Origin of the sequence: Paraburkholderia sp. PGU19 (assembly GCF_013426915.1) — a bacterium.
Lineage (GTDB): Bacteria > Pseudomonadota > Gammaproteobacteria > Burkholderiales > Burkholderiaceae > Paraburkholderia.
This window is the reverse complement of record NZ_AP023179.1, coordinates 1,521,235-1,539,538: the sequence shown is the minus strand read 5'-3', so window position 1 is coordinate 1,539,538 and position 18,304 is coordinate 1,521,235. Positions and strand designations below refer to the sequence as shown.

At 62.5% G+C, this 18,304-nt stretch carries 14 protein-coding genes, 5 tRNA genes and 1 pseudogene; 3 read left to right on the top strand and 17 right to left on the bottom strand.

What is annotated here, in order from left to right; genetic code table 11:
* Position 1: 1 nt before the first annotated feature.
* Together H1204_RS07125 and rraA are read right to left on the bottom strand one after the other, a co-directional pair.
* The gene (locus tag H1204_RS07125) at positions 2–409 is read right to left on the bottom strand and encodes a gamma-glutamylcyclotransferase family protein (protein ID WP_180730545.1); all 408 of its coding nucleotides are present in this window, start codon (positions 407–409) and stop codon (positions 2–4) included.
* Between the two features lie 48 nt (positions 410–457).
* Positions 458–952: a ribonuclease E activity regulator RraA gene (gene rraA, locus H1204_RS07120; RefSeq protein WP_180730544.1), complete on the bottom strand. Its 495-nt coding sequence runs from the start codon at positions 950–952 to the stop codon at positions 458–460.
* A gap of 217 nt (positions 953–1,169) precedes the next feature.
* On the opposite strand from rraA, the gene H1204_RS07115 reads away from it, so the two are divergent.
* On the top strand, positions 1,170–2,003 hold the full coding sequence (locus tag H1204_RS07115) for a helix-turn-helix transcriptional regulator (RefSeq protein ID WP_180730889.1): 834 nt from the start codon (positions 1,170–1,172) through the stop codon (positions 2,001–2,003).
* A gap of 52 nt (positions 2,004–2,055) precedes the next feature.
* Here H1204_RS07115 and H1204_RS07110 read toward each other — a convergent pair whose 3' ends face one another.
* From H1204_RS07110 to gltX, 6 genes are all read right to left on the bottom strand, one after another.
* Complete coding sequence (locus H1204_RS07110; RefSeq protein WP_035990767.1) at positions 2,056–2,520, bottom strand: GNAT family N-acetyltransferase; 465 nt, start codon at positions 2,518–2,520, stop codon at positions 2,056–2,058.
* Positions 2,521–2,692: 172 nt separating this feature from the next.
* Positions 2,693–2,769 (bottom strand) — tRNA-Asp (locus H1204_RS07105).
* Between the two features lie 77 nt (positions 2,770–2,846).
* A tRNA-Glu gene (locus H1204_RS07100) sits at positions 2,847–2,922 on the bottom strand.
* A gap of 66 nt (positions 2,923–2,988) precedes the next feature.
* Positions 2,989–3,065: transfer RNA gene (locus H1204_RS07095), tRNA-Asp, on the bottom strand.
* Positions 3,066–3,141: 76 nt separating this feature from the next.
* Positions 3,142–3,217, bottom strand: a tRNA-Glu gene (locus H1204_RS07090).
* A 337-nt stretch (positions 3,218–3,554) separates the two neighbouring features.
* Positions 3,555–4,964 (bottom strand): glutamate--tRNA ligase, encoded by a 1,410-nt coding sequence (gene gltX / locus H1204_RS07085; RefSeq protein ID WP_180730543.1) that lies wholly within the window; start codon positions 4,962–4,964, stop codon positions 3,555–3,557.
* 434 nt (positions 4,965–5,398) lie between these two features.
* On the opposite strand from gltX, the gene H1204_RS07080 reads away from it, so the two are divergent.
* The gene (locus H1204_RS07080) at positions 5,399–6,349 is read left to right on the top strand and encodes a patatin-like phospholipase family protein (protein ID WP_180730542.1); all 951 of its coding nucleotides are present in this window, start codon (positions 5,399–5,401) and stop codon (positions 6,347–6,349) included.
* A gap of 100 nt (positions 6,350–6,449) precedes the next feature.
* On the opposite strand, the gene H1204_RS07075 is transcribed toward H1204_RS07080, so the two are convergent.
* The 5 genes and pseudogenes from H1204_RS07075 to H1204_RS07055 form a co-directional block, all read right to left on the bottom strand.
* Entirely contained in the window at positions 6,450–7,121 is a 672-nt protein-coding gene (locus tag H1204_RS07075) for a C40 family peptidase (protein WP_062915242.1), read from the bottom strand.
* Between the two features lie 160 nt (positions 7,122–7,281).
* Positions 7,282–8,900: pseudogene (locus H1204_RS07070) on the bottom strand (dipeptide ABC transporter ATP-binding protein).
* Positions 8,897–10,000 (bottom strand): ABC transporter permease, encoded by a 1,104-nt coding sequence (locus tag H1204_RS07065; protein WP_042307186.1) that lies wholly within the window; start codon positions 9,998–10,000, stop codon positions 8,897–8,899. The pseudogene H1204_RS07070 and the gene H1204_RS07065 overlap by 4 nt, the downstream one beginning before the upstream one ends.
* Before the next feature lies 1 nt (position 10,001).
* Entirely contained in the window at positions 10,002–11,042 is a 1,041-nt protein-coding gene (locus H1204_RS07060; protein ID WP_180730541.1) for an ABC transporter permease subunit, read from the bottom strand.
* A gap of 50 nt (positions 11,043–11,092) precedes the next feature.
* The gene (locus tag H1204_RS07055; protein WP_180730540.1) at positions 11,093–13,039 is read right to left on the bottom strand and encodes an extracellular solute-binding protein; all 1,947 of its coding nucleotides are present in this window, start codon (positions 13,037–13,039) and stop codon (positions 11,093–11,095) included.
* Between the two features lie 109 nt (positions 13,040–13,148).
* Here H1204_RS07055 and fabI point away from each other — a divergent pair, with 109 nt between their 5' ends.
* Positions 13,149–13,940, top strand: a complete 792-nt coding sequence (fabI, locus tag H1204_RS07050) for an enoyl-ACP reductase FabI (RefSeq protein ID WP_180730539.1) — start codon at positions 13,149–13,151, stop codon at positions 13,938–13,940.
* A 104-nt stretch (positions 13,941–14,044) separates the two neighbouring features.
* Here the strand turns inward: fabI and H1204_RS07045 are convergent, their stop codons facing one another.
* From H1204_RS07045 to tilS, 4 genes are all read right to left on the bottom strand, one after another.
* Complete coding sequence (locus H1204_RS07045; protein WP_180730538.1) at positions 14,045–14,404, bottom strand: hypothetical protein; 360 nt, start codon at positions 14,402–14,404, stop codon at positions 14,045–14,047.
* Positions 14,405–14,846: 442 nt separating this feature from the next.
* Positions 14,847–14,940 (bottom strand) — tRNA-Ser (locus H1204_RS07040).
* A 220-nt stretch (positions 14,941–15,160) separates the two neighbouring features.
* The gene (locus H1204_RS07035; protein ID WP_035990748.1) at positions 15,161–16,411 is read right to left on the bottom strand and encodes an aspartate kinase; all 1,251 of its coding nucleotides are present in this window, start codon (positions 16,409–16,411) and stop codon (positions 15,161–15,163) included.
* A 453-nt stretch (positions 16,412–16,864) separates the two neighbouring features.
* A complete protein-coding gene (tilS, locus tag H1204_RS07030) occupies positions 16,865–18,286 on the bottom strand; it encodes a tRNA lysidine(34) synthetase TilS (protein ID WP_180730537.1) in 1,422 nt (473 codons plus the stop codon).
* Positions 18,287–18,304 lie beyond the last annotated feature (18 nt).

Genomic DNA, 18,304 nt, shown 5'->3' with positions numbered 1-18,304 from the left:
CTCAGCGCCCGTTCGAACGCCGGTGCGCGACCCAATCGCCGCTGCGTATCTCAGGCAGCCCTTTGACAGCGTCTCGCTGCACGGGATAGTAACGGCAAGTGACGGGCGAGCCTTCGACATCGACGGTCACCTCACGCGGCATGAACAGACCCTCGATGCCCGGATACACCTGCTCGATCTCATCGAGCACGGCAACGAGTTCGTCGTCGATCGCGTAGACGTCGCCGCGCACGTGCACGCCTGCGTCGTCGGGCACCAGGCCCGGATAGGCGCCGAAGTCGAACAGACGGCCACGCAAGGTGGCCGAACCGACCAGCGTTGGCGAAGCGATATCGTTGCGCGCCGCCGCGGCGCCGATGTCATTGATCTCACCGGCACGCAAGGTGCCATATACAAATACGTTTTGCATCAGTTCACTACTCTCCGTCCAGACAACATCCATTCATAACGCGACGCCTTACATGAGCGGCGCGCTCGCCACCAGCACGCCGTCGCTGTCCGCATACACCCATTCGCCCGGCCGCACGGCCGAGCCGGGCAAACGCACAGGCACATCGCGCTCTCCGCCGCCGCGCTTCTCGCTGCGCTGCGGATGGGTCGCGAGCGCGACGATACCAATGTTGCATTCGTTCAGTTCCAGCACGTCGCGCACGCAACCGTACACGACGATGCCCGCCCAGCCATTCTTTTCACTGAGCTTGCCCAGATTGCCGCCGACCAGCGCGCAACGCAGACTGCCGCCTCCATCGATCACCAGCACACGGCCGGCGCCTTTTTCTTCGAGCGTCGCGCGCACCAGCGTGTTGTCTTCGAACACTTTGAGCGTGACAGCCTCGCCGCCAAAACATGACGCGCGCCCGAAACGACTGAATACGGGATCGAGCACACGCAGCGTACCGGCGGCGAGCTGATCTTCGTGCGAGTCGCACAAGTCGGCTGTGGCAAAGTTCATGGGCTTCTCCTGTCTGCGAAAGGAATCCGGTGCATTATGCCGCGCCATTTTTTCGATGTCGCATCGTCCATTCGGCCAATGTTCGGATGACCTGCATAACCCTACAATGACAAACGTCATGCGGCAGATTCGCTGCCGCCCACTCCGTTACGCCATGACTGAAGCTGTCCGCTCAACTACCCGCTCGACGCCGCCCGCATCGAAAGCGTCTGCCGAAATGTCGACGCGCGTCGATTTCGCCGACATTCCGCCGGAGTTCGCGCCCACGCCGACGCATCCTATCCGCGTGCGCTCGCGGCCCATGCCCGCTGGCGTGCGCATCGCGCGGCACACGCACGCGTGGGCACAAGTCGCGTATGCGTCGCGCGGCGTACTGCGGGTGGGCACGTTCGGCACGACGTGGATGGTGCCGCCGTCGCGCGCAATCTGGGTGCCGCCGTATGTGCTGCATGAGGTGACCATCGTCGAAGAGGCGTTTCTGCGCACGCTCTACGTCAACGAAACGGTCGTGCCGCCGGGCCTCGACGCGTGCCGCGTCGTCGAAGTGTCGGGGCTGCTGCGCGAGGTCATCGCCTCGCTGGACACGCCTGGTTTGCCGCCTGAGCGCGAACGCCTGCTCGGCTCGCTGGCGCTCGACGAAATCACGCGGTCGCAGCCTTTGCCGCTGTCCGTGCCGATGCCGACGGAAAAACGTCTGCGTGCATTGTGTGAGGCGGTGCTGGCCGATCCGGCGAATACGGATTCGCTGGAGAGATGGGCGTCGATAGTTGGCGCGAGCACGCGCACGATCGCGCGGCTTTTCCGTCAGGAACTTGGGGCGAGCTTTTCGCAATGGCGTCAGCAAGCCGTGCTGGCTCGCGCGATCCCGCTGCTCAGTCAGGGGCGGCCGCTGTCGCACGTCGCGCGGGAGCTGGGTTACCAGAGTCAGAGCGCGTTTTCGGCGATGTTCCGGCGCGCGTTTGGCGAAAGTCCGCGCGCATTCATGGTGCGGGGCCCGGAGCATAGGCGTGACGAACGGGACCGGGACGAAGACGACGATCAGAGTTGGTGAAACGGGCGGCCGCCACGAACGGGATCACGCAGTCGATGCGCCCGCAACGTCCTCAGACGCGCCGGGCCATATGCCGGATCGAGCCGAGCTGCGCGAGTCGCGGGCCGGCGAGCCGGTAGCCCATCCGTTGATAGAGACGTGCCGCAGGATTGTCGACGAATACGCGCAGCTGCAGTTCGGAGAGACCGCGCGCCCGCGCCCAACGGTGCGACGTATTCAGCAGATACGTGCCCGCGCCGCGCCGCCGATGTCCCTCGGCGATCTGCACATCGCGGATATGCAGCGAGTCGCCTTCTTCGGTGATGCGCAACACGCCGATCCGCTCGCCATCCGCTTCGAGAATGAAATTTTCCGACTCGCGCCAGCTTGCGAGAAACAGATCACTGCGCCACACGAGATGGTGCCGGCGGTAGTACCCGCCCATGTTGTTGCGCGTCAGCGCCTCGGCGAACGAGAAGTCGTCCATGCTGGCCTTGCGCAAATGGAAGGGAGATGGATCGTCAGTCGGGTCGAGCATCGTGCAAGGACGAAAGAGTCGGTCCGCTCAACGTTAAGACACGCGGACCGCGCTGGCAATGGCTGTTTGCCCCACAGTGAAGCAAGCGGCCCCCGGATGCGTTGCGAACTGAGCCGAATGGTAAGCGCAAAAACAAAAAAGCCCGCTGACAACTCAGCGGGCTTCGTATTTCTGGCGGAGCGGACGGGACTCGAACCCGCGACCCCCGGCGTGACAGGCCGGTATTCTAACCGACTGAACTACCGCTCCAGTCTTGCTACCTGACTTGCGAGCGTCGGTTATATCTCGCAAGCGCATTACCTGAACTTCAAGTAACGCCAGTATTCTGGCGTCCCCTAGGGGATTCGAACCCCTGTACTCACCGTGAAAGGGTGATGTCCTAGGCCTCTAGACGAAGGGGACAACGTACTTCACATGCTACTGCTTACACCTTTAATGAAAAAGCCCGCTCACCGAACGGGCTTAATCTGGCGGAGTGGACGGGACTCGAACCCGCGACCCCCGGCGTGACAGGCCGGTATTCTAACCGACTGAACTACCACTCCAGTCTTGCTACCTGACTTGCGAGCGTCGGTTATATCTCGCAAGCGCATTACTTGAATCTCAAGCAACGCCAGTATTTGGCGTCCCCTAGGGGATTCGAACCCCTGTACTCACCGTGAAAGGGTGATGTCCTAGGCCTCTAGACGAAGGGGACATAATCTTTTCAGATCTGTCTCGTTCTTGCTGCTAACTTCATTCATCAGCAGCGAAGACCGCCATTCTAACTGCTTTACTACCGTTTGTGAAGTCTTTTTTCTACAACTTCCAGCTAACCGGAAGACTTCACTCTGCTCTGATGGTGGAGGTAAGCGGGATCGAACCGCTGACCTCTTGCATGCCATGCAAGCGCTCTCCCAGCTGAGCTATACCCCTTGCAGAACAGAAGCGAGATTGTAGTGAGCAATTTTCGCTTTGTAAATACCTCTTAAGTCGCTTTCTACAATTTTTTTGCGAGGCCGCGCAACGATGCCCTGCGGCCTCGCTTCGCCTGCTCAGGCAAGCGCATTTTCGATGCGGCTCACGGCCACGTCGCGACCGAACAGCATCAGCACGCTATCGATGGACGGCGTATGCGTCGTGCCCGCCACCAGCAGACGTACGGGCATCGCGAGCTGCGGCATCTTCAGCTTGTGCGTGCCGAGCGTCGTCTTCAACGCGGCGGCGATGCCCTCCTTCGTCCACTCGCAGGTCTTCAATGCCGCGGCGAGATCGGCGAGCGCCGGACGTACGACGTCCGTCACATGCTGCGCGAGCGCGTCGGCATCCGGATTCGGCTCGCGATAGAACATCGAGGCGTTGTCCACGATCTCCTTTACCGTCGATGCGCGATCCTTCATCAGCCCGATCACCGCCGCCAGATCCGCGCCCTTCGCGAGCGTCGCCTCGTCGATCCCTAGCGCCGCGAAGAACGGCTTGCTCAGATCGGCGAGACGCGCGTTGTCGGCTTCCTTGATGTAGTGATTGTTCAGCCAGCTCAGCTTGTTGTGGTCGTACTGCGCCGGCGACTTGCCCAGGTGATCGAGATCGAACCATTCGATCAGTTGCTCACGCGAGAAAATCTCCGCATCGCCATGCGACCAGCCCAGACGCGCGAGATAGTTCAGCACGGCCTCCGGCAGATAGCCGGCGTCGCGGTAGCCCATCACGCTCATCGCGCCATGCCGTTTGCTCATCTTCTCGCCCTGCTCGTTCAGCACGGTGGGCAGGTGGGCGTAGACGGGCGGCTCGGCGCCGAGCGCGCGCAGGATATTGATCTGGCGCGGCGTGTTGTTGACGTGGTCGTCGCCGCGAATCACGTGTGTGATCTTCATGTCGAGATCGTCGACGACCACGCAGAAGTTATAGGTCGGCGTGCCGTCCGGGCGCGCGATCACGAGATCGTCGAGTTCTTCGTTCGAGATTTCGACGCGGCCCTTCACGGCATCGTCCCACGCGACCACGCCCGTAAGCGGATTCCGGAAACGCAGCACGGGCTCCACGCCTGCGGGCGGCGTCGGCAGCACCTTGCCCGGCTCGGGGCGCCACGTGCCGTCATAGCGCGGCTTTTCGCCGGCGGCGCGCTGGCGCTCGCGCAACGCGTCGAGTTCTTCCGTCGACATGTAGCACGGATACACGAGCCCCTGCTCCTGCATCTGCTGCAGCACTTCGCGATAACGGTCCATGCGCTGCATCTGATAGAACGGACCTTCGTCGTAGTCGAGGCCGAGCCATTGCATGCCTTCGAGGATTGCGTCGACGGATTGCTCGGTCGAGCGTTCGACGTCGGTGTCCTCGATACGCAGCACGAACACGCCCTTCGTTTTGCGCGCAAACGCCCACGGATACAGCGCAGAGCGAATGTTGCCGAGGTGAATGAAGCCGGTAGGGCTCGGTGCGAAGCGGGTGCGAACGGGAGTGGTCATGTGCGGTAACTCGGAGGCAGACGCCTGCGCCGGCGAACATCGAAGCCTGGCGCGGCAACGGAAACGGATCGCGCCCGGCGACGGTGACAACGCCTGCCGACGGCGCGAACGCGATTGAAAAAGAGAGACGAATTATACCCGTCGAATACTGACAACATGGGTTTGCAGGCGCGTCCGGCAGCGCGTCGGAAGGCATAAGCCGAAACGTCGGACGGCGGACGTCGTCAGTAGCCGATACTGACAGCTGCACATGTAGACGGTTTCCTCAACCGATTGTCGCCGCGTGTCCGCTTTGCATTATGATGTGCGCGCGCTACCGTCCGGCTTCCGCCAGGCTCCGTGCAGCGCGCGGGGATCGCCGCCGGCGATCGCTTTTGCATGACACGCGGCACGACACTTTCGTATGGACGTCGGAGCCGTCGCTGGAGAATTCGTTGAAACCGTCATCGCCACGCCTGTCCCGCCGCACGTTCTCGATTGCCGCGGCCTCCGCCGTTCTCTCCGCCTGCGCGTCGACGGGCAGCAAGCCCGACACTGTCACGCCCACGCCCAGCACCGCGTCCATCCCGCCGACGGCACCCGTCAAGCCAGAACGGCCGCTGCGCATCGGGCTCGCGCTCGGCGGCGGCGCGGCGCGCGGCTTTGCGCATATCGGCGTGATCAAGGCACTGGAGGCGCGCAACATCCCGATCGATCTGGTGTGCGGGACGAGCGCCGGATCGGTGGTCGGCGCGCTGTATGCTTCGGGCCTGAACGGTTTCGCGCTCAACAAGCTCGCACTGACCATGGACGAAGCGTCGATCAGCGACTGGGCGATGCCGTTTCGCACGCGTGGCCTTCTGCAAGGCGTCGCGCTCCAGAACTACCTGAACAAGACGCTCGACAATCGCCCGATCGAGAAAATGGCGAAACCCCTCGGCGTCGTCGCAACCGATCTGAAAACGGGCCAGCCGATTCTCTTCCAGCGCGGCAACACGGGCATAGCGGTGCGCGCGTCGTCGAGCGTGCCGTCGGTGTTCGAGCCGGTGAAGATCGGCGGACATGAATACGTGGACGGCGGGCTCGTCAGCCCGGTGCCCGCGTCGTTCGCGCGCAAGATGGGCGCGGACTTTGTGATCGCCGTCGATATTTCCGCGCGGCCCGAAACGGCACTCACCGAAAGCTCGTTCGACGTGCTGATGCAGACATTCACGATCATGGGTCAGACGATCAAGGCATACGAGCTCGACAAATACGCCGACGTCGTGATCCGTCCGAATCTGAACGCGATGAGCGGCACCGACTTCGGACAACGCAACGCGGCGATTCTGGCCGGCGAAGAAGCGGCCGCGCGCATCGCGCCCGAACTGCTGCGCAAACTGGCGGCGGCGCGCGCAACGGCCTGACCGGCGGCGGCGTCATCCCCGAAAACAGACGCAGCAAAGAAAAAGGCCCACTTCCGATGAAGCGGGCCTTTCGTTTGAAACCAGTCAACCGACGATCGTCTTAATTGCTGCCACCGATCGTCGCGCTCACGCGCTGGCGCAGTTCCTGCTGCTGCGGCACCGTCGATTCGATACGGCGCGCTCCCGTGAAGCGCTTTTCCCAGTAACCGTCATCCATGTCGTCGACGCGGATCGTGCTGCCCGTAGAAGGCGAATGCACGAATTTGTTGTCGCCGATGTAGATGCCGACGTGTGAGAACGTGCGGCGCATCGTGTTGAAGAACACGAGATCGCCCGGCTTCAGGTCGGAAACCCGAACCTTTTCGCCGACACGGCTCATTTCTTCCGCGCGGCGCGGCAGTGCCATGCCCAGCGTGTCCTGGAATACGTAGCGCACGAACCCGCTGCAATCGAGGCCGGAATCCGGCGTGTCGCCGCCCCAGCGGTAACGCACGCCGATCATGTTGAGGGCGCCGACCACCACATCACCCGCCTTGCCGGCCATGCCGGACAAAAACGAACGAGCGCCGCTCTCGGAATTCGAGGCAGCGCTTTGCGTGCTTTGTGTGGTGGAGGACACTGAACTCGACCCGGAAGAGGTCGAAAATGAGGCATTCTGGTTAAAGCTGCTTACTTCATCGGCGAAAGCGCCGGGAGCTGCGGCCATCAGTACGCCAATGAACATCCCGGCGACGACGCGCGTGCAAGCCTGGGTTAGGTTTTGGTGCTGCATTGGTCTGGTGGTTGGTTTTGGTTAGGGCTGGGTGCGGCGGTAGTTTTTGCCTGAAAATCAACAGGCTAGGAAAAAAGTTTGGTCGATACTAGCCAGTAAGTATTCCAATGTCAAAACAAATAGAAAAAAACAATGACTCGCCGCACCCAATTGGTGAATGTCAAGTCGTCAAGGCCGCTTTCAACAGCTTACGTGTGTAAGGATGGGTCGGTTCTGCAAAGATCCGCTCGACCTCGCCCGTCTCCACGATTGCCCCGTTCTGCATGACGGCAACGCGGTGCGCCATCGCGCCGATCACGGCCAGATCGTGGCTGATGAACACGAATCCCAGGTTGTATTTGCGTTGCAAACCCGCCAGCAGCTTCAGCACCTGCTGCTGGATCGAGACGTCCAGCGCGCTGGTCGGTTCGTCGAGAATCAGGATGCGCGGTTCCAGCACCAGCGCACGCGCAATCGCAATGCGCTGCCGCTGTCCGCCGGAGAATTCGTGCGGGTAGCGATGCAGCGCCGTCCGGTCGATTCCCACTTCGCGCAGCACGCCAATCACCTTGTCGCGCCGCGCATCGGCATTCAGTTGCGGGCGATGCAGCGCGAGCCCTTCACCGACGATCCGCTCGATCGTCTGCCGGGGCGAAAGTGAACTAAAAGGATCCTGAAAGACGACCTGCATGTTCGAGCGCAGCGTGGTCTGCTCGCGTCCGCGATAACTGCGGAGCGCTCTGCCCTGAAAATCGATTACGCCATGCGAGGTTCTTTGCAGGCCGAGCAACGCCATCGCGAGTGTCGATTTTCCCGACCCCGACTCGCCGACAATGCCCAGCGTTTCGCCCTGCCGCACCGACACTGTCGCGTCGTCGACCGCGCGAAAGCGCCCCGACTGGAACCAGCCGGCCATGCCGGGCAGTTTCGTCCTGAAATCGACGCAGACGTCGCGCGCGTCGAGCAGCACGGGCGCGATCGGCAGCACGGGCACGACGGCGCGCTCCGGGCGGCTTTGCAGCAGACGCTGCGTGTACGGATGCTGCGGCGATGCGAACAGCGTTTCCACCGGACCGCTCTCGACGAGCACGCCCTTCTCCATCACTGCGACGCGTTGCGCGAAATGGCGCACGAGGTTCAGATCGTGCGTGATCAGCAGCACGGCCATGCCCGCTTTTCCGCTTCCTCGCGTTGCAGTTCGAGCAGGAGCTCGACGATCTGCGCGCGGATCGTCACGTCGAGCGCCGTCGTCGGCTCGTCGGCGAGCAGCAGCCGCGGACGGCACGCGAGCGCCATCGCGATCATCGCGCGCTGCCGCTGGCCGCCCGACAACTGATGCGGATAACTGTTCACGCGCTTGCCCGGCTCCGTGATACCCGTGCGATCAAGCAGCGCGACAGCGCGCTTGCGCGCTTCGTTGGCACTCACGCCATCGTGCAGCACGATGGTTTCCGCGATCTGGTCCCCGATCGTGTACAGCGGATTGAGCGCCGTCATCGGCTCCTGAAAGATCATCGCGATAGCGGAGCCGCGCATCCCGCGCATTTCGCGCTCGCTCTTAGCGAGCAGATCTTCGCCATCGAAGCGCACGACGCCGCTCGTCTGCGCGTCGTTCAACAAACGCAAGATGGACAGCGCCGTCACGCTCTTGCCGGAGCCCGATTCGCCGACCAGCGCGACGCGCTCGCCGCGGCCGATCGCGAGCGACACATCGTCGACGGCCACCGTGTCGCCGAAGGTCACGCGCAGGTGATCGAGTTCGAGCAGCGGCCCGTCGTGTTTCGTCGCGTGCGCGCTCACTGGTTGCCTCCCGCCTTCATCGCGTCGGAGATACGCGTGTCGAGCGCGTTGCGCAGCGCGTCGCCCATGAACGTCAACAGCAGCAGCGTCACGACCAGCACGCCGAAAGTCCACATGGAGATCCACCACGCATCGAGATTCGCCTTGCCTTGCGCGAGCAGTTCGCCGAGGCTGGGCGTCGGCGGCGGGACGCCGAGACCGAGAAAATCGAGGCTCGTCAGCGCGAGGATCGCGCCGCTCATCCGGAACGGCAGGAACGTGATGACAGGCGTCAGGCTATTGGGCAACACGTGTCGCCAGATGATCTGCCAGTTCGACAAGCCCATCGCTCGCGCGGCGCGCACGTAGTCCTGTTGCCGGTTGCGCAGAAACTCGGCGCGCACGTAGTCGGCAAGTCCAATCCAGCCGAACAGCGATAACAACACGATCAGCAGAATAAAGCCCGGCTCGAAAATCGAGGCAAAGATGATCAGCAGATACAGCTCCGGCATCGCGCTCCAGATTTCGATCAGACGTTGCCCGAAGATGTCCGTCTTGCCGCCGAAGTAACCCTGCACGGCACCCGCCAGCACGCCGAGCACGGTGCCGATAAAGGTCAGCACCAGCGCGAACTCCACCGACACGCGAAAGCCATACACCAGCCGCGCGAACAGGTCGCGGCCGCGGTCGTCGGTGCCCAGCCAGTTGTCGCGCGAAGGCGGCGCCGGATTCGGCCGCTTCGAGAAATAGTTGAGCGTGTCGTAGTAGTACCGGTTCAGCGGATAGATCACGAAGTTGCCCGGCGCGTCGAGGCGCTGCTTGACGTACGGATCGAGGTAATCGGCGGGCGTCGGGAAGTCACCGCCGAAGGTCGTCTCCGCGTAGTCCTTCACGAGCGGGAAATAGTAGTGGCCGTCGTAGCGCACGACGACCGGCTTGTCGTTCGACCACAGCGGCGCGGCAAGGCTCGCCGCGAACGCGACGACGAACACGATCAGGCTCCAGTAGCCCAGTCGCTGCTGACGGAAACGCAGCCACACACGGCGCGCAGGCGACGGCGACACGAACGCGCGCACCGGCTGCGCGCGCGACACTTCGGCATCTGTACGAACGCGGCTCAAATCAGCGCTCCAGTTGTTCGAATTGAATGCGTGGATCGACCCACACATAGCAGAGATCGGAGACGAGCTTGGTCGCGAGCCCGATCAATGTGAAGAGATAGAGCGTGCCGAGCACGACGGGATAATCGCGCCGCACCACCGACTCATATGACAGCAGCCCGAGCCCGTCGAGCGAGAACAGCGTTTCGATCAGCAGGCTGCCCGTGAAGAACGCGCCGATGAACGCGGCCGGAAAACCGACGATCAACGGCAGCAACGCATTGCGGAACACGTGCTTCCACAGCACGCGGCGCTCGGACAGCCCTTTCGCGCGCGCGGTCAGCACGTATTGCTTGCGGATTTCGTCGAGGAACGCGTTCTTGGTCAGCATCGTTACAACCGCAAAGCTGCCCACAACCGACGCGACGATCGGCAGCGTGATGTGCCACAGGTAATCGAGAATCTTGCCGAAGAAACTCAGCTGATCCCAGTTGTCGGATGTGAGATTGCGCAGCGGGAACAGCTGCAGGAATGAGCCGCCGCCGAACAGCACGAGCAGCAGCACGCCGAGCACGAAGCCGGGAATCGCGTAACCGACCAGCACGACGAGGCTCGTCGCGACGTCGAAACGCGAGCCGTTGCGCACCGCCTTCGCAATACCGAGCGGCACCGATATCAAATACGTGAGGAAGAACGTCCATAGCCCGATGCTGATCGACACAGGCAGCTTCGACACAATCAGCGACCACACGCTTTGATGCCGGAAATAACTTTGTCCAAGATCGAAGTGAGAGAAGCGCTTGAGCATCAGCCAGTAGCGTTCGAGCGGCGGTTTGTCGAAGCCGTACAACGCCTTGAGTTGCGCGATCTGCTGCGCATCGACGCCGCTATGCGCGCGCAGCCCGAACGGCGTGCCGCCTTCGGCGGTACTGCGCCGCAGCTCGTGCACCGCCTGCTCGACGGGTCCGCCTGGCACGAACTGGATCACGACGAAAGTCAGCGTGAGGACGCCGATCAACGTCGGGATCATCAATAGCAGACGTTTGAGGATGTAGCTCCACATGGCGGCCGTCCAGAATCAAAAGTGCATGATGGGGTACGCGATCAGCGCGCTCATTGCGGCGTGGCGAACCACCACATCGAGGTGATCCATCCTTCCGCCGTATAGTACAGCGGCAAGGTCGACGGCCACGCCATGCCGCGCTTGAACGCCACGCGATGCGTCGCGCTGTACCAGTGCGGGACCATGTAGTAGCCGTTGATCAGCACACGATCGAGCGCGTGAGTGGCATCGACGAGTTGCTCGCGGGTCTGCGCGCCGACCAGCGCGCGCAGGATCGCATCGACGGCGGGCGACTTCAGCCCGATCAGATTGCCCGAGCCCGGCTCGCCCGCCGCCTTGCTGCCGAACCGGTCGATCATGTCCGCGCCCGGCACCTGCACGTCGGGAAAACGGATGGTCGTGACGTCGAAGTCGAACGCGTCGAGGCGCTTCTGATACACCGCGAAATCCGCCGTCCGCGTACGCGCATCGATACCGAGCTTCTTCAGATTGCGGATATAGGTGGCGTAGACCGGGTCGAACGTGGCCGACGACCCCGAGTCGTCGAGTATCTCGAACGCGAACGGCTCGCCCTTCGCGTTGCGCAGCGCGCCATCGCGATACGTCCAGCCAGCCTGCGCGAGCAGCGCGCGCGCTTCGAGCAGATTCGCGCGCAGCGAACCGGGCGGGTCCGTGTCGGGTTGCTTCGGCGGCACGCCGAACACGCCTGGCTCGAGCTGTGCGCGCCATGGTTCGAGCAGTTTCAGTTCGCCTGGCGAAGGTGAGCCTTTGGCTTGCAGATCCGTATTGACGAAGTAGCTGTCGATCCGCTTGTACTGGCTGTAGAAGAGTTGCCGGTTGAGCCACTGGAAGTCGAGCGCGAGATCGAGCGCCTTGCGCACGCGCACGTCGGAGAAAAGCGGCCGGCGCTGGTTGAGGATGAAGCCCTGCATCCCCGTGCCGTTATGTTGCGGAAACTCGCGCTTGATCAGCTCACCGCTGTCGAACTTCTTGCCGACGTCGCGGCGCACCCAGTTGCGCGCGACGTACTCGACGAGCGCATCGTATTCACCCGCCTTGAACGCTTCGAGACGCGCAGTCCCATCCGAATACAGCTTGTAGTTGATGCGCTCGAAGTTATACATGCCGACGCGCACGGGCAGCTTGTCGCCCCAGTACTTCGGGTCGCGCTTGTAGGTGATCGTGCGACCGTTGTCGTAGCTCTCGATCAGATACGGACCACTGCCGAGCGGTTTTTCGAACGCAAGCTGATCGAACGCCGTGCGGCTGCCGTCCGGCTTCATGCCCCACTTGCGCGAGAACACGGGCATGCCGCCCGCGAGCAATGGCAATTCGCGATCGTGCTGCTTGAATTCGAAGCGCACCGTTGCCGGATCGACGATCACGACGCGCGTGATCTCCGCGAAATATGCGGCGAATTGCGGCGCGGCCTGCGGGCTCTTCAAGGTATCGAACGAGAACTTCACGTCCTCGGCCGTGACCGGGTCGCCGTTCGAAAAGCGCGCGCGCGGATTGATGTGGAAAGTCGTGGACAGACGGTCCGGCGCGACGGCGATGTCGTCGGCCAGCAGACCGTAGGCGGACGCGACTTCGTCGGCGCTGCCCGTCGTCAGGCTCTCGAACAACAGGCCGATGCCAGGCGCCGCGTTGCCGCGCATCGTGAATGGATTGAACTTGTCGAAACTCGTCGAGCGGTCGGGATTGGCGAGCACCAGCGTGCCGCCGCGCGGCGCGTCGGGATTGACGTAGTCGAAGTGCTTGAAGTCGGGCGGATACTTCGGGTTGCCGTACTGCGCGATCGCATACGCGGCCTGCGCGTACTGCGCCGTCACGGGCGACAAGCCGGTCAGCGAGCCGACGCATACGGCGAGCACGACGCGCGGCATCGCCTTGCAACGCACACGCAACGCCGGACGCAACAACGGACGCAACAGCGGACGAATCAGAGTGCGCCATCTCGGGCGCGGCGCTTCAACCCGTCGCGTGCCTGCGGTCATAGGTGCCTTGTTGGTCGGTGGGCAGTTGCAATGTGAGAGAATTCTACCCAAAATCCCGCGCGTTCCCGCACTCTGTCATCGCGGCGCACTGACCTCATTAGGAGAATCCATGGGCATCCTCGCTGGTAAACGAATCTTGCTGACGGGCCTGCTGTCGAACCGTTCGATCGCGTACGGTATCGCGCAAGCCTGCAAGCGCGAAGGCGCAGAACTCGCGTTCACGTATGTCGGCGACCGCTTCAAGGATCGCATCACCGAGTTCGCGAACGAATTCGGCAGCAATCTGATCTTCCCGTGCGACGTCGCCGACGATGCGCAAATCGAAGCACTGTTCACTTCGCTGAAAGCACACTGGGACAGCCTCGACGGTCTCGTTCATTCGATCGGCTTCGCGCCGCGCGAAGCGATCGCCGGCGACTTCCTCGACGGCATGACGCGCGAAAATTTCCGCATTGCGCACGACATCTCGGCATACAGCTTCCCCGCTCTCGCGAAGGCCGCGTTGCCGATGCTGTCGAACGACGCAGCGCTGCTCACGCTGTCGTACCTCGGCGCGGAAAAAGCCATTCCGAACTACAACACGATGGGCCTCGCGAAGGCATCGCTCGAAGCGAGCGTGCGTTATCTCGCCGTGTCGCTGGGCGGCAAGGGCATTCGCGTGAACGGCATTTCGGCAGGCCCGATCAAGACGCTCGCGGCAAGCGGCATCAAGGGCTTCGGCAAGATTCTGGATTTCGTCGAGGGCAATGCGCCGCTCAAGCGCAATGTCACGATCGAACAGGTCGGCAATGCAGCGGCATTCCTGATGTCGGACCTCGCTTCCGGCGTGACGGCTGAGATCATGCATGTCGATAGCGGCTTCAGCGCCGTGGTCGGCGGGATGGCCGCCGTCGCCGAGTAAGCGCACGCGATTTCGTGATTGCACGCGTCGTTGCGCGTGCAACCAGATAAAAAAACCGCCCCTTGGGGCGGTTTTTTGTTGGGCGCATGCGACGCAGCGCGGGATCAATGCCAGCCGTTGTGACGGCCGTTGTCCCAGTGATCGTGACCATGGCCATGATCGTAGCCGCCGTGATGGCGATAGTAGTCGTCGCGGCCCCAGTAGCGGCGGCCATCCCAGTAACGATCGCCATGCCAGCCGATCACGATGGCGGGCCCAGCGACGACGGGCACCGGCTGATACGGCTGGTACACGACGGGCGGCGGGGGCGGCGGCGGCGGTGCATACACAGGCGCCGGCGCGACGTAGACGGGAGCGGGAATACCGATGTTGACACCGACGTTCAGTCCCCCAGCCATCGCTGCACTCGACGCGCCGATCGCGAGCACGCCAGCGATCAACGGGATAAGACGCGTGGACTTCATGGTTTCACCTTTCTTTGCGGGAGTTGTGTTTATCGACTGCTTGATTCGAATATAACAAAGCGACGCTTAACGCGTATTTCAACTTTGTAATAACTGATGCATAACTTCGCGTCGCAAAGCGCTTCGTAACGTCCTGTTACACGCGACTGCATTTGGTGATATGCCCAGCGCTTCCACTGTTGCGCGCACGCACGTTTCGCGGGGTTTTTTGCGATTCGCAAACCGAAGGCAGTTCGTTTGGTTATCCCAGGCAAAAAGATATCCCGCATGAATCGCTTGAATGCCGCATTCATCGCGAACGCAATTCACCAATACCGATGTTTACGGACCCGGGAATGAAAAGTTGAGACTGCGCGGAGTTAATCACGGAGACACATGAAACAGGCGCGAAAAAAACAAAACCCCGCAGAGCCGCAGCTCTACGGGGTTCCACCGCCATTTCTGGCGGAGACGGAGGGATTCGAACCCTCGATCCAGGTTTTGGCCCAGATGCTCCCTTAGCAGGGGAGTGCCTTCGACCTCTCGGCCACGTCTCCCAAACTTTCGCTTGCGCCAGGGAGGCAGCGCAACGAAGCCAAGATAATAGCGGGTTACGAGGCAGCGGTCAATTTCTACTTCACACTTTTTGTGCCTGAAGTGTCGATCGAATGTCACTTCGGAATGTCACTTCCTTGACCTGCCCTTTTACCGCGCTTTATCGCACACAAGCTTTTACGCAGATGCCTTTCACCGAAGCAAACAGGTACTGCGCGGACATCACGCCTGGTCGAGTTCGAACGCCTTATGAAGCGCGCGCACGGCGAGCTCCATGTACTTCTCGTCGATCAGCACCGAGATCTTGATCTCCGACGTGGAGATCATCTGGATGTTGATGCCCTCTTCCGACAGCGTGCGGAACATCTTGCTCGCGATACCCACGTGCGAACGCATGCCGACGCCGACCACCGACACCTTCGACACCTTCGGATCGCCCAGCACCTGTTCCGCGTTCACGTGACCCTTGACCTGGTTCGTGAGGATCTCCATGGCGCGTTGATAATCGCCGCGACCGACCGTGAACGTGAACGCCGTTTTGCCTTCGACGCTCTGGTTCTGGATGATCATGTCGACATCGATATTCGCGTCGGCGACGGGGCCGAGGATCTGATATGCGATGCCCGGCTTGTCGGGCACACCCATCACGGCGATACGGGCTTCGTCACGCTGAAACGCGATTCCCGAGATGACTGCTTTTTCCATGGTTTCGTCTTCTTCAAAAGTAATCAGGGTGCCCGACTTCATTTCTTCGTCGAGCGACATCAGCGGATCGGTCAGGCTGGACAGCACGCGCGTCTTCACCTGATATTTGCCGGCGAATTCCACCGAGCGGATCTGCAGCACCTTCGAACCGAGGCTGGCCATTTCCAGCATTTCCTCGAACGTCACGCGATCCAGACGGCGCGCTTCTTCGACCACGCGCGGGTCCGTCGTGTAGACACCGTCGACGTCCGTGTAGATCAGGCATTCGTCCGCTTTCAGCGCCGCGGCCACCGCGACAGCCGACGTGTCCGAACCGCCGCGGCCGAGCGTCGTGATGTGGCCTTCGGGGTCGATGCCCTGGAAGCCCGTGATGACGACGACCTTGCCTTCGTCGAGATCGCGCAGCACGCGATCGCCGTCGATGTCGCTGATGCGCGCTTTCGTGAAAGCGCTATCCGTTTTGACGGGCACTTGCCAGCCGGTGTAGCTGACGGCATCAACGCCTGCGTCATGCAGCGCGATGGACAGCAGGCCGACGCTGACCTGTTCGCCCGTCGACGCGATCATGTCGAGTTCGCGCGGGCTGGGCTGGGGCGAAATCTCTTTCGCGAGACCCAGCAGACGGTTCGTTTCGCCGGACATCGCCGAAGGCACGACGACCATCTTGTGGCCTGCCTTGTGCCATTTCGCGACGCGCTTCGCGACGTTCTTGATGCGCTCGACCGAGCCCATCGATGTGCCGCCGTATTTATGTACGATGAGTGCCATTGTCGTTCTGAACTGAAGGGAAACTGATACGCCAACCGGCGCGCGCCGGGCGCGCTGGAGCGGCCACACAAAGAAAGCACAGGGCACAACGTTCGGGAACGACGGCGCAGTGTGGCGGCGCAGATGCAGCGAGCGTAGGGTACGCGCGGATTTGCCGGGTTTGCTTTTTCCGGCCCTGCCGAAACCTGCCGGTAAACAGGGCTGACGGACGCTAACGGGGTGGCTAACGGCTTGGAGCGCGCCCCGGACGTCCGCATAAGAACAGCCAGGCAACACGACAAAAAGCGAGTCGGGCAAACAAGTTACCCTACCTGATCGGCAATAAAAAGACAAGCCGCAATCCAGGCAAAAGCCGTTGCAAATGCTTGTCGTAGAAGGATTTGCGGCAATTGTTGCGCGCGCATGACAATGGCCGTCCGGCCGGTCGGGCGCCGGCCGCGGACGTTACGAACGTCACGCGAGCGTCAGATCCTCGCGCCAGGCGATCCGTATGTAACGCGCGCTTGCGTGCTGCGCCGGGTCGTCGGACGCGGCGCGGTTCACGCCGATCAGCGGCACGAACAGCAGTGCGTCGCCGGCAAAAAGCAACGGCACATCGCGCTTCCACGACGGCACGCCGCGCTCCTGAAAGAGATTCTTCAACGTGCGGCTCGGGCCATTCGCAACACAGCGCATCCGTTCGCCGCCGCGGCGCGAGCGCGCGACGAGCGGCGCGCGCGTGAGCGCATCGGCGGGAATCGCATCGGGCGCGTCGTCGGCGCTCGCCTCGCTGAATACGAACGTGCCGCGCCACTGCGGTAAACGCCACACGCTCTGCCCTTGCCATACGAGCACGCTTTCGGCGCGTTCGACGAGTGCTGTTTCGTCGGCGGGATCGGCGCTGTCGCCGGCTTCCCAATAGACTTGCCCGCGATAGCTGCGCAACGCCTGGCCCGCATGATCGACCCGCAAGCTGTGCGCGTCGCCAATCGCGCGCAACTGGCGCAGCGCGTCCGTCAGACGTGCGGTCGATGCAGCGGGCAAGCCGAGCGTGCGCATCCAGTAACGCAGCAGATTCGCCGCACGATCGTCGTCGAGCGCGAGCAGCGCGTCGCGCGACAACGCGCCCTCTTCTTCGCCACACGCCGCTTGCAGATCGATGCGAGCAAGCTCGTCGAGCAGACGCTGCGCCGAAGCCGCGTGCGCGGCCGTGCGGGCGAGCGCGTCGCGAAAGCCCGGAAAATGCACGGCGAGCGGCGGCAGTACGTCGTGACGCAGCGCGTTGCGCGCGTAGCGCGTTTCGTTGTTCGACTCATCGTCGATCCAGCGCAGATCGCGTGCGTGTGCGTATTGCTCCAGTTGTGCGCGCAGCAGATGCAGCAGCGGACGCACCCGCGCAACAGACGCGCCGGACGGCAGATATTCCGGCGCCATCGCTGCCAGGCCCGCCAGCCCTGCTCCGCGCAATAGTTGCAGCAGCACGGTCTCGGCCTGATCGTCGGCATGCTGCGCGAGCCACAGCGTGCGCACGCAATGCTGCGCACACAGCAGATCGAGCGCGCGATAACGCGCGTCGCGCGCAGTGGCTTCGATGCTCAGACCGCCCGCGCGTGACACGTCGACATGCAGCGACGCAAACTCGACGCCCCGTTCGCGCGCAAACGCGCCGCAATGGTCGAGCCATTCGTCGGCATTGGCGCTCAGGCCGTGATGAACATGCAACGCGATGCAGCGCGACGCACCACCGACACGCACGGCGGCATCGAGCAGCACCGTCGAATCGACGCCGCCGCTGAACGCGATCGCGATGCGCGCATCGTCGGGCAAGGCCGCAAATGCAACGCCGACCGCATCGAGAACGAGGCGGTCGGCGGGAGTGTCAGCGGAGGGAGTCACGGTGTGACGGCGCTTATC

What these genes read in the sequence shown, in the direction of transcription:
- H1204_RS07125 (WP_180730545.1), bottom strand. Translation starts at nt 409, where the DNA reads ATGCAAAACGTATTTGTATATGGCACCTTGCGTGCCGGTGAGATCAAT.
- rraA (WP_180730544.1), bottom strand. Translation starts at nt 952, where the DNA reads ATGAACTTTGCCACAGCCGACTTGTGCGACTCGCACGAAGATCAGCTC.
- H1204_RS07115 (WP_180730889.1), top strand. Translation starts at nt 1,170, where the DNA reads ATGTCGACGCGCGTCGATTTCGCCGACATTCCGCCGGAGTTCGCGCCC.
- H1204_RS07110 (WP_035990767.1), bottom strand. Translation starts at nt 2,520, where the DNA reads ATGCTCGACCCGACTGACGATCCATCTCCCTTCCATTTGCGCAAGGCC.
- gltX (WP_180730543.1), bottom strand. Translation starts at nt 4,964, where the DNA reads ATGACCACTCCCGTTCGCACCCGCTTCGCACCGAGCCCTACCGGCTTC.
- H1204_RS07075 (WP_062915242.1), bottom strand. Translation starts at nt 7,121, where the DNA reads ATGCAGCACCAAAACCTAACCCAGGCTTGCACGCGCGTCGTCGCCGGG.
- H1204_RS07060 (WP_180730541.1), bottom strand. Translation starts at nt 11,042, where the DNA reads ATGTGGAGCTACATCCTCAAACGTCTGCTATTGATGATCCCGACGTTG.
- H1204_RS07055 (WP_180730540.1), bottom strand. Translation starts at nt 13,039, where the DNA reads ATGACCGCAGGCACGCGACGGGTTGAAGCGCCGCGCCCGAGATGGCGC.
- fabI (WP_180730539.1), top strand. Translation starts at nt 13,149, where the DNA reads ATGGGCATCCTCGCTGGTAAACGAATCTTGCTGACGGGCCTGCTGTCG.
- H1204_RS07045 (WP_180730538.1), bottom strand. Translation starts at nt 14,404, where the DNA reads ATGAAGTCCACGCGTCTTATCCCGTTGATCGCTGGCGTGCTCGCGATC.
- H1204_RS07035 (WP_035990748.1), bottom strand. Translation starts at nt 16,411, where the DNA reads ATGGCACTCATCGTACATAAATACGGCGGCACATCGATGGGCTCGGTC.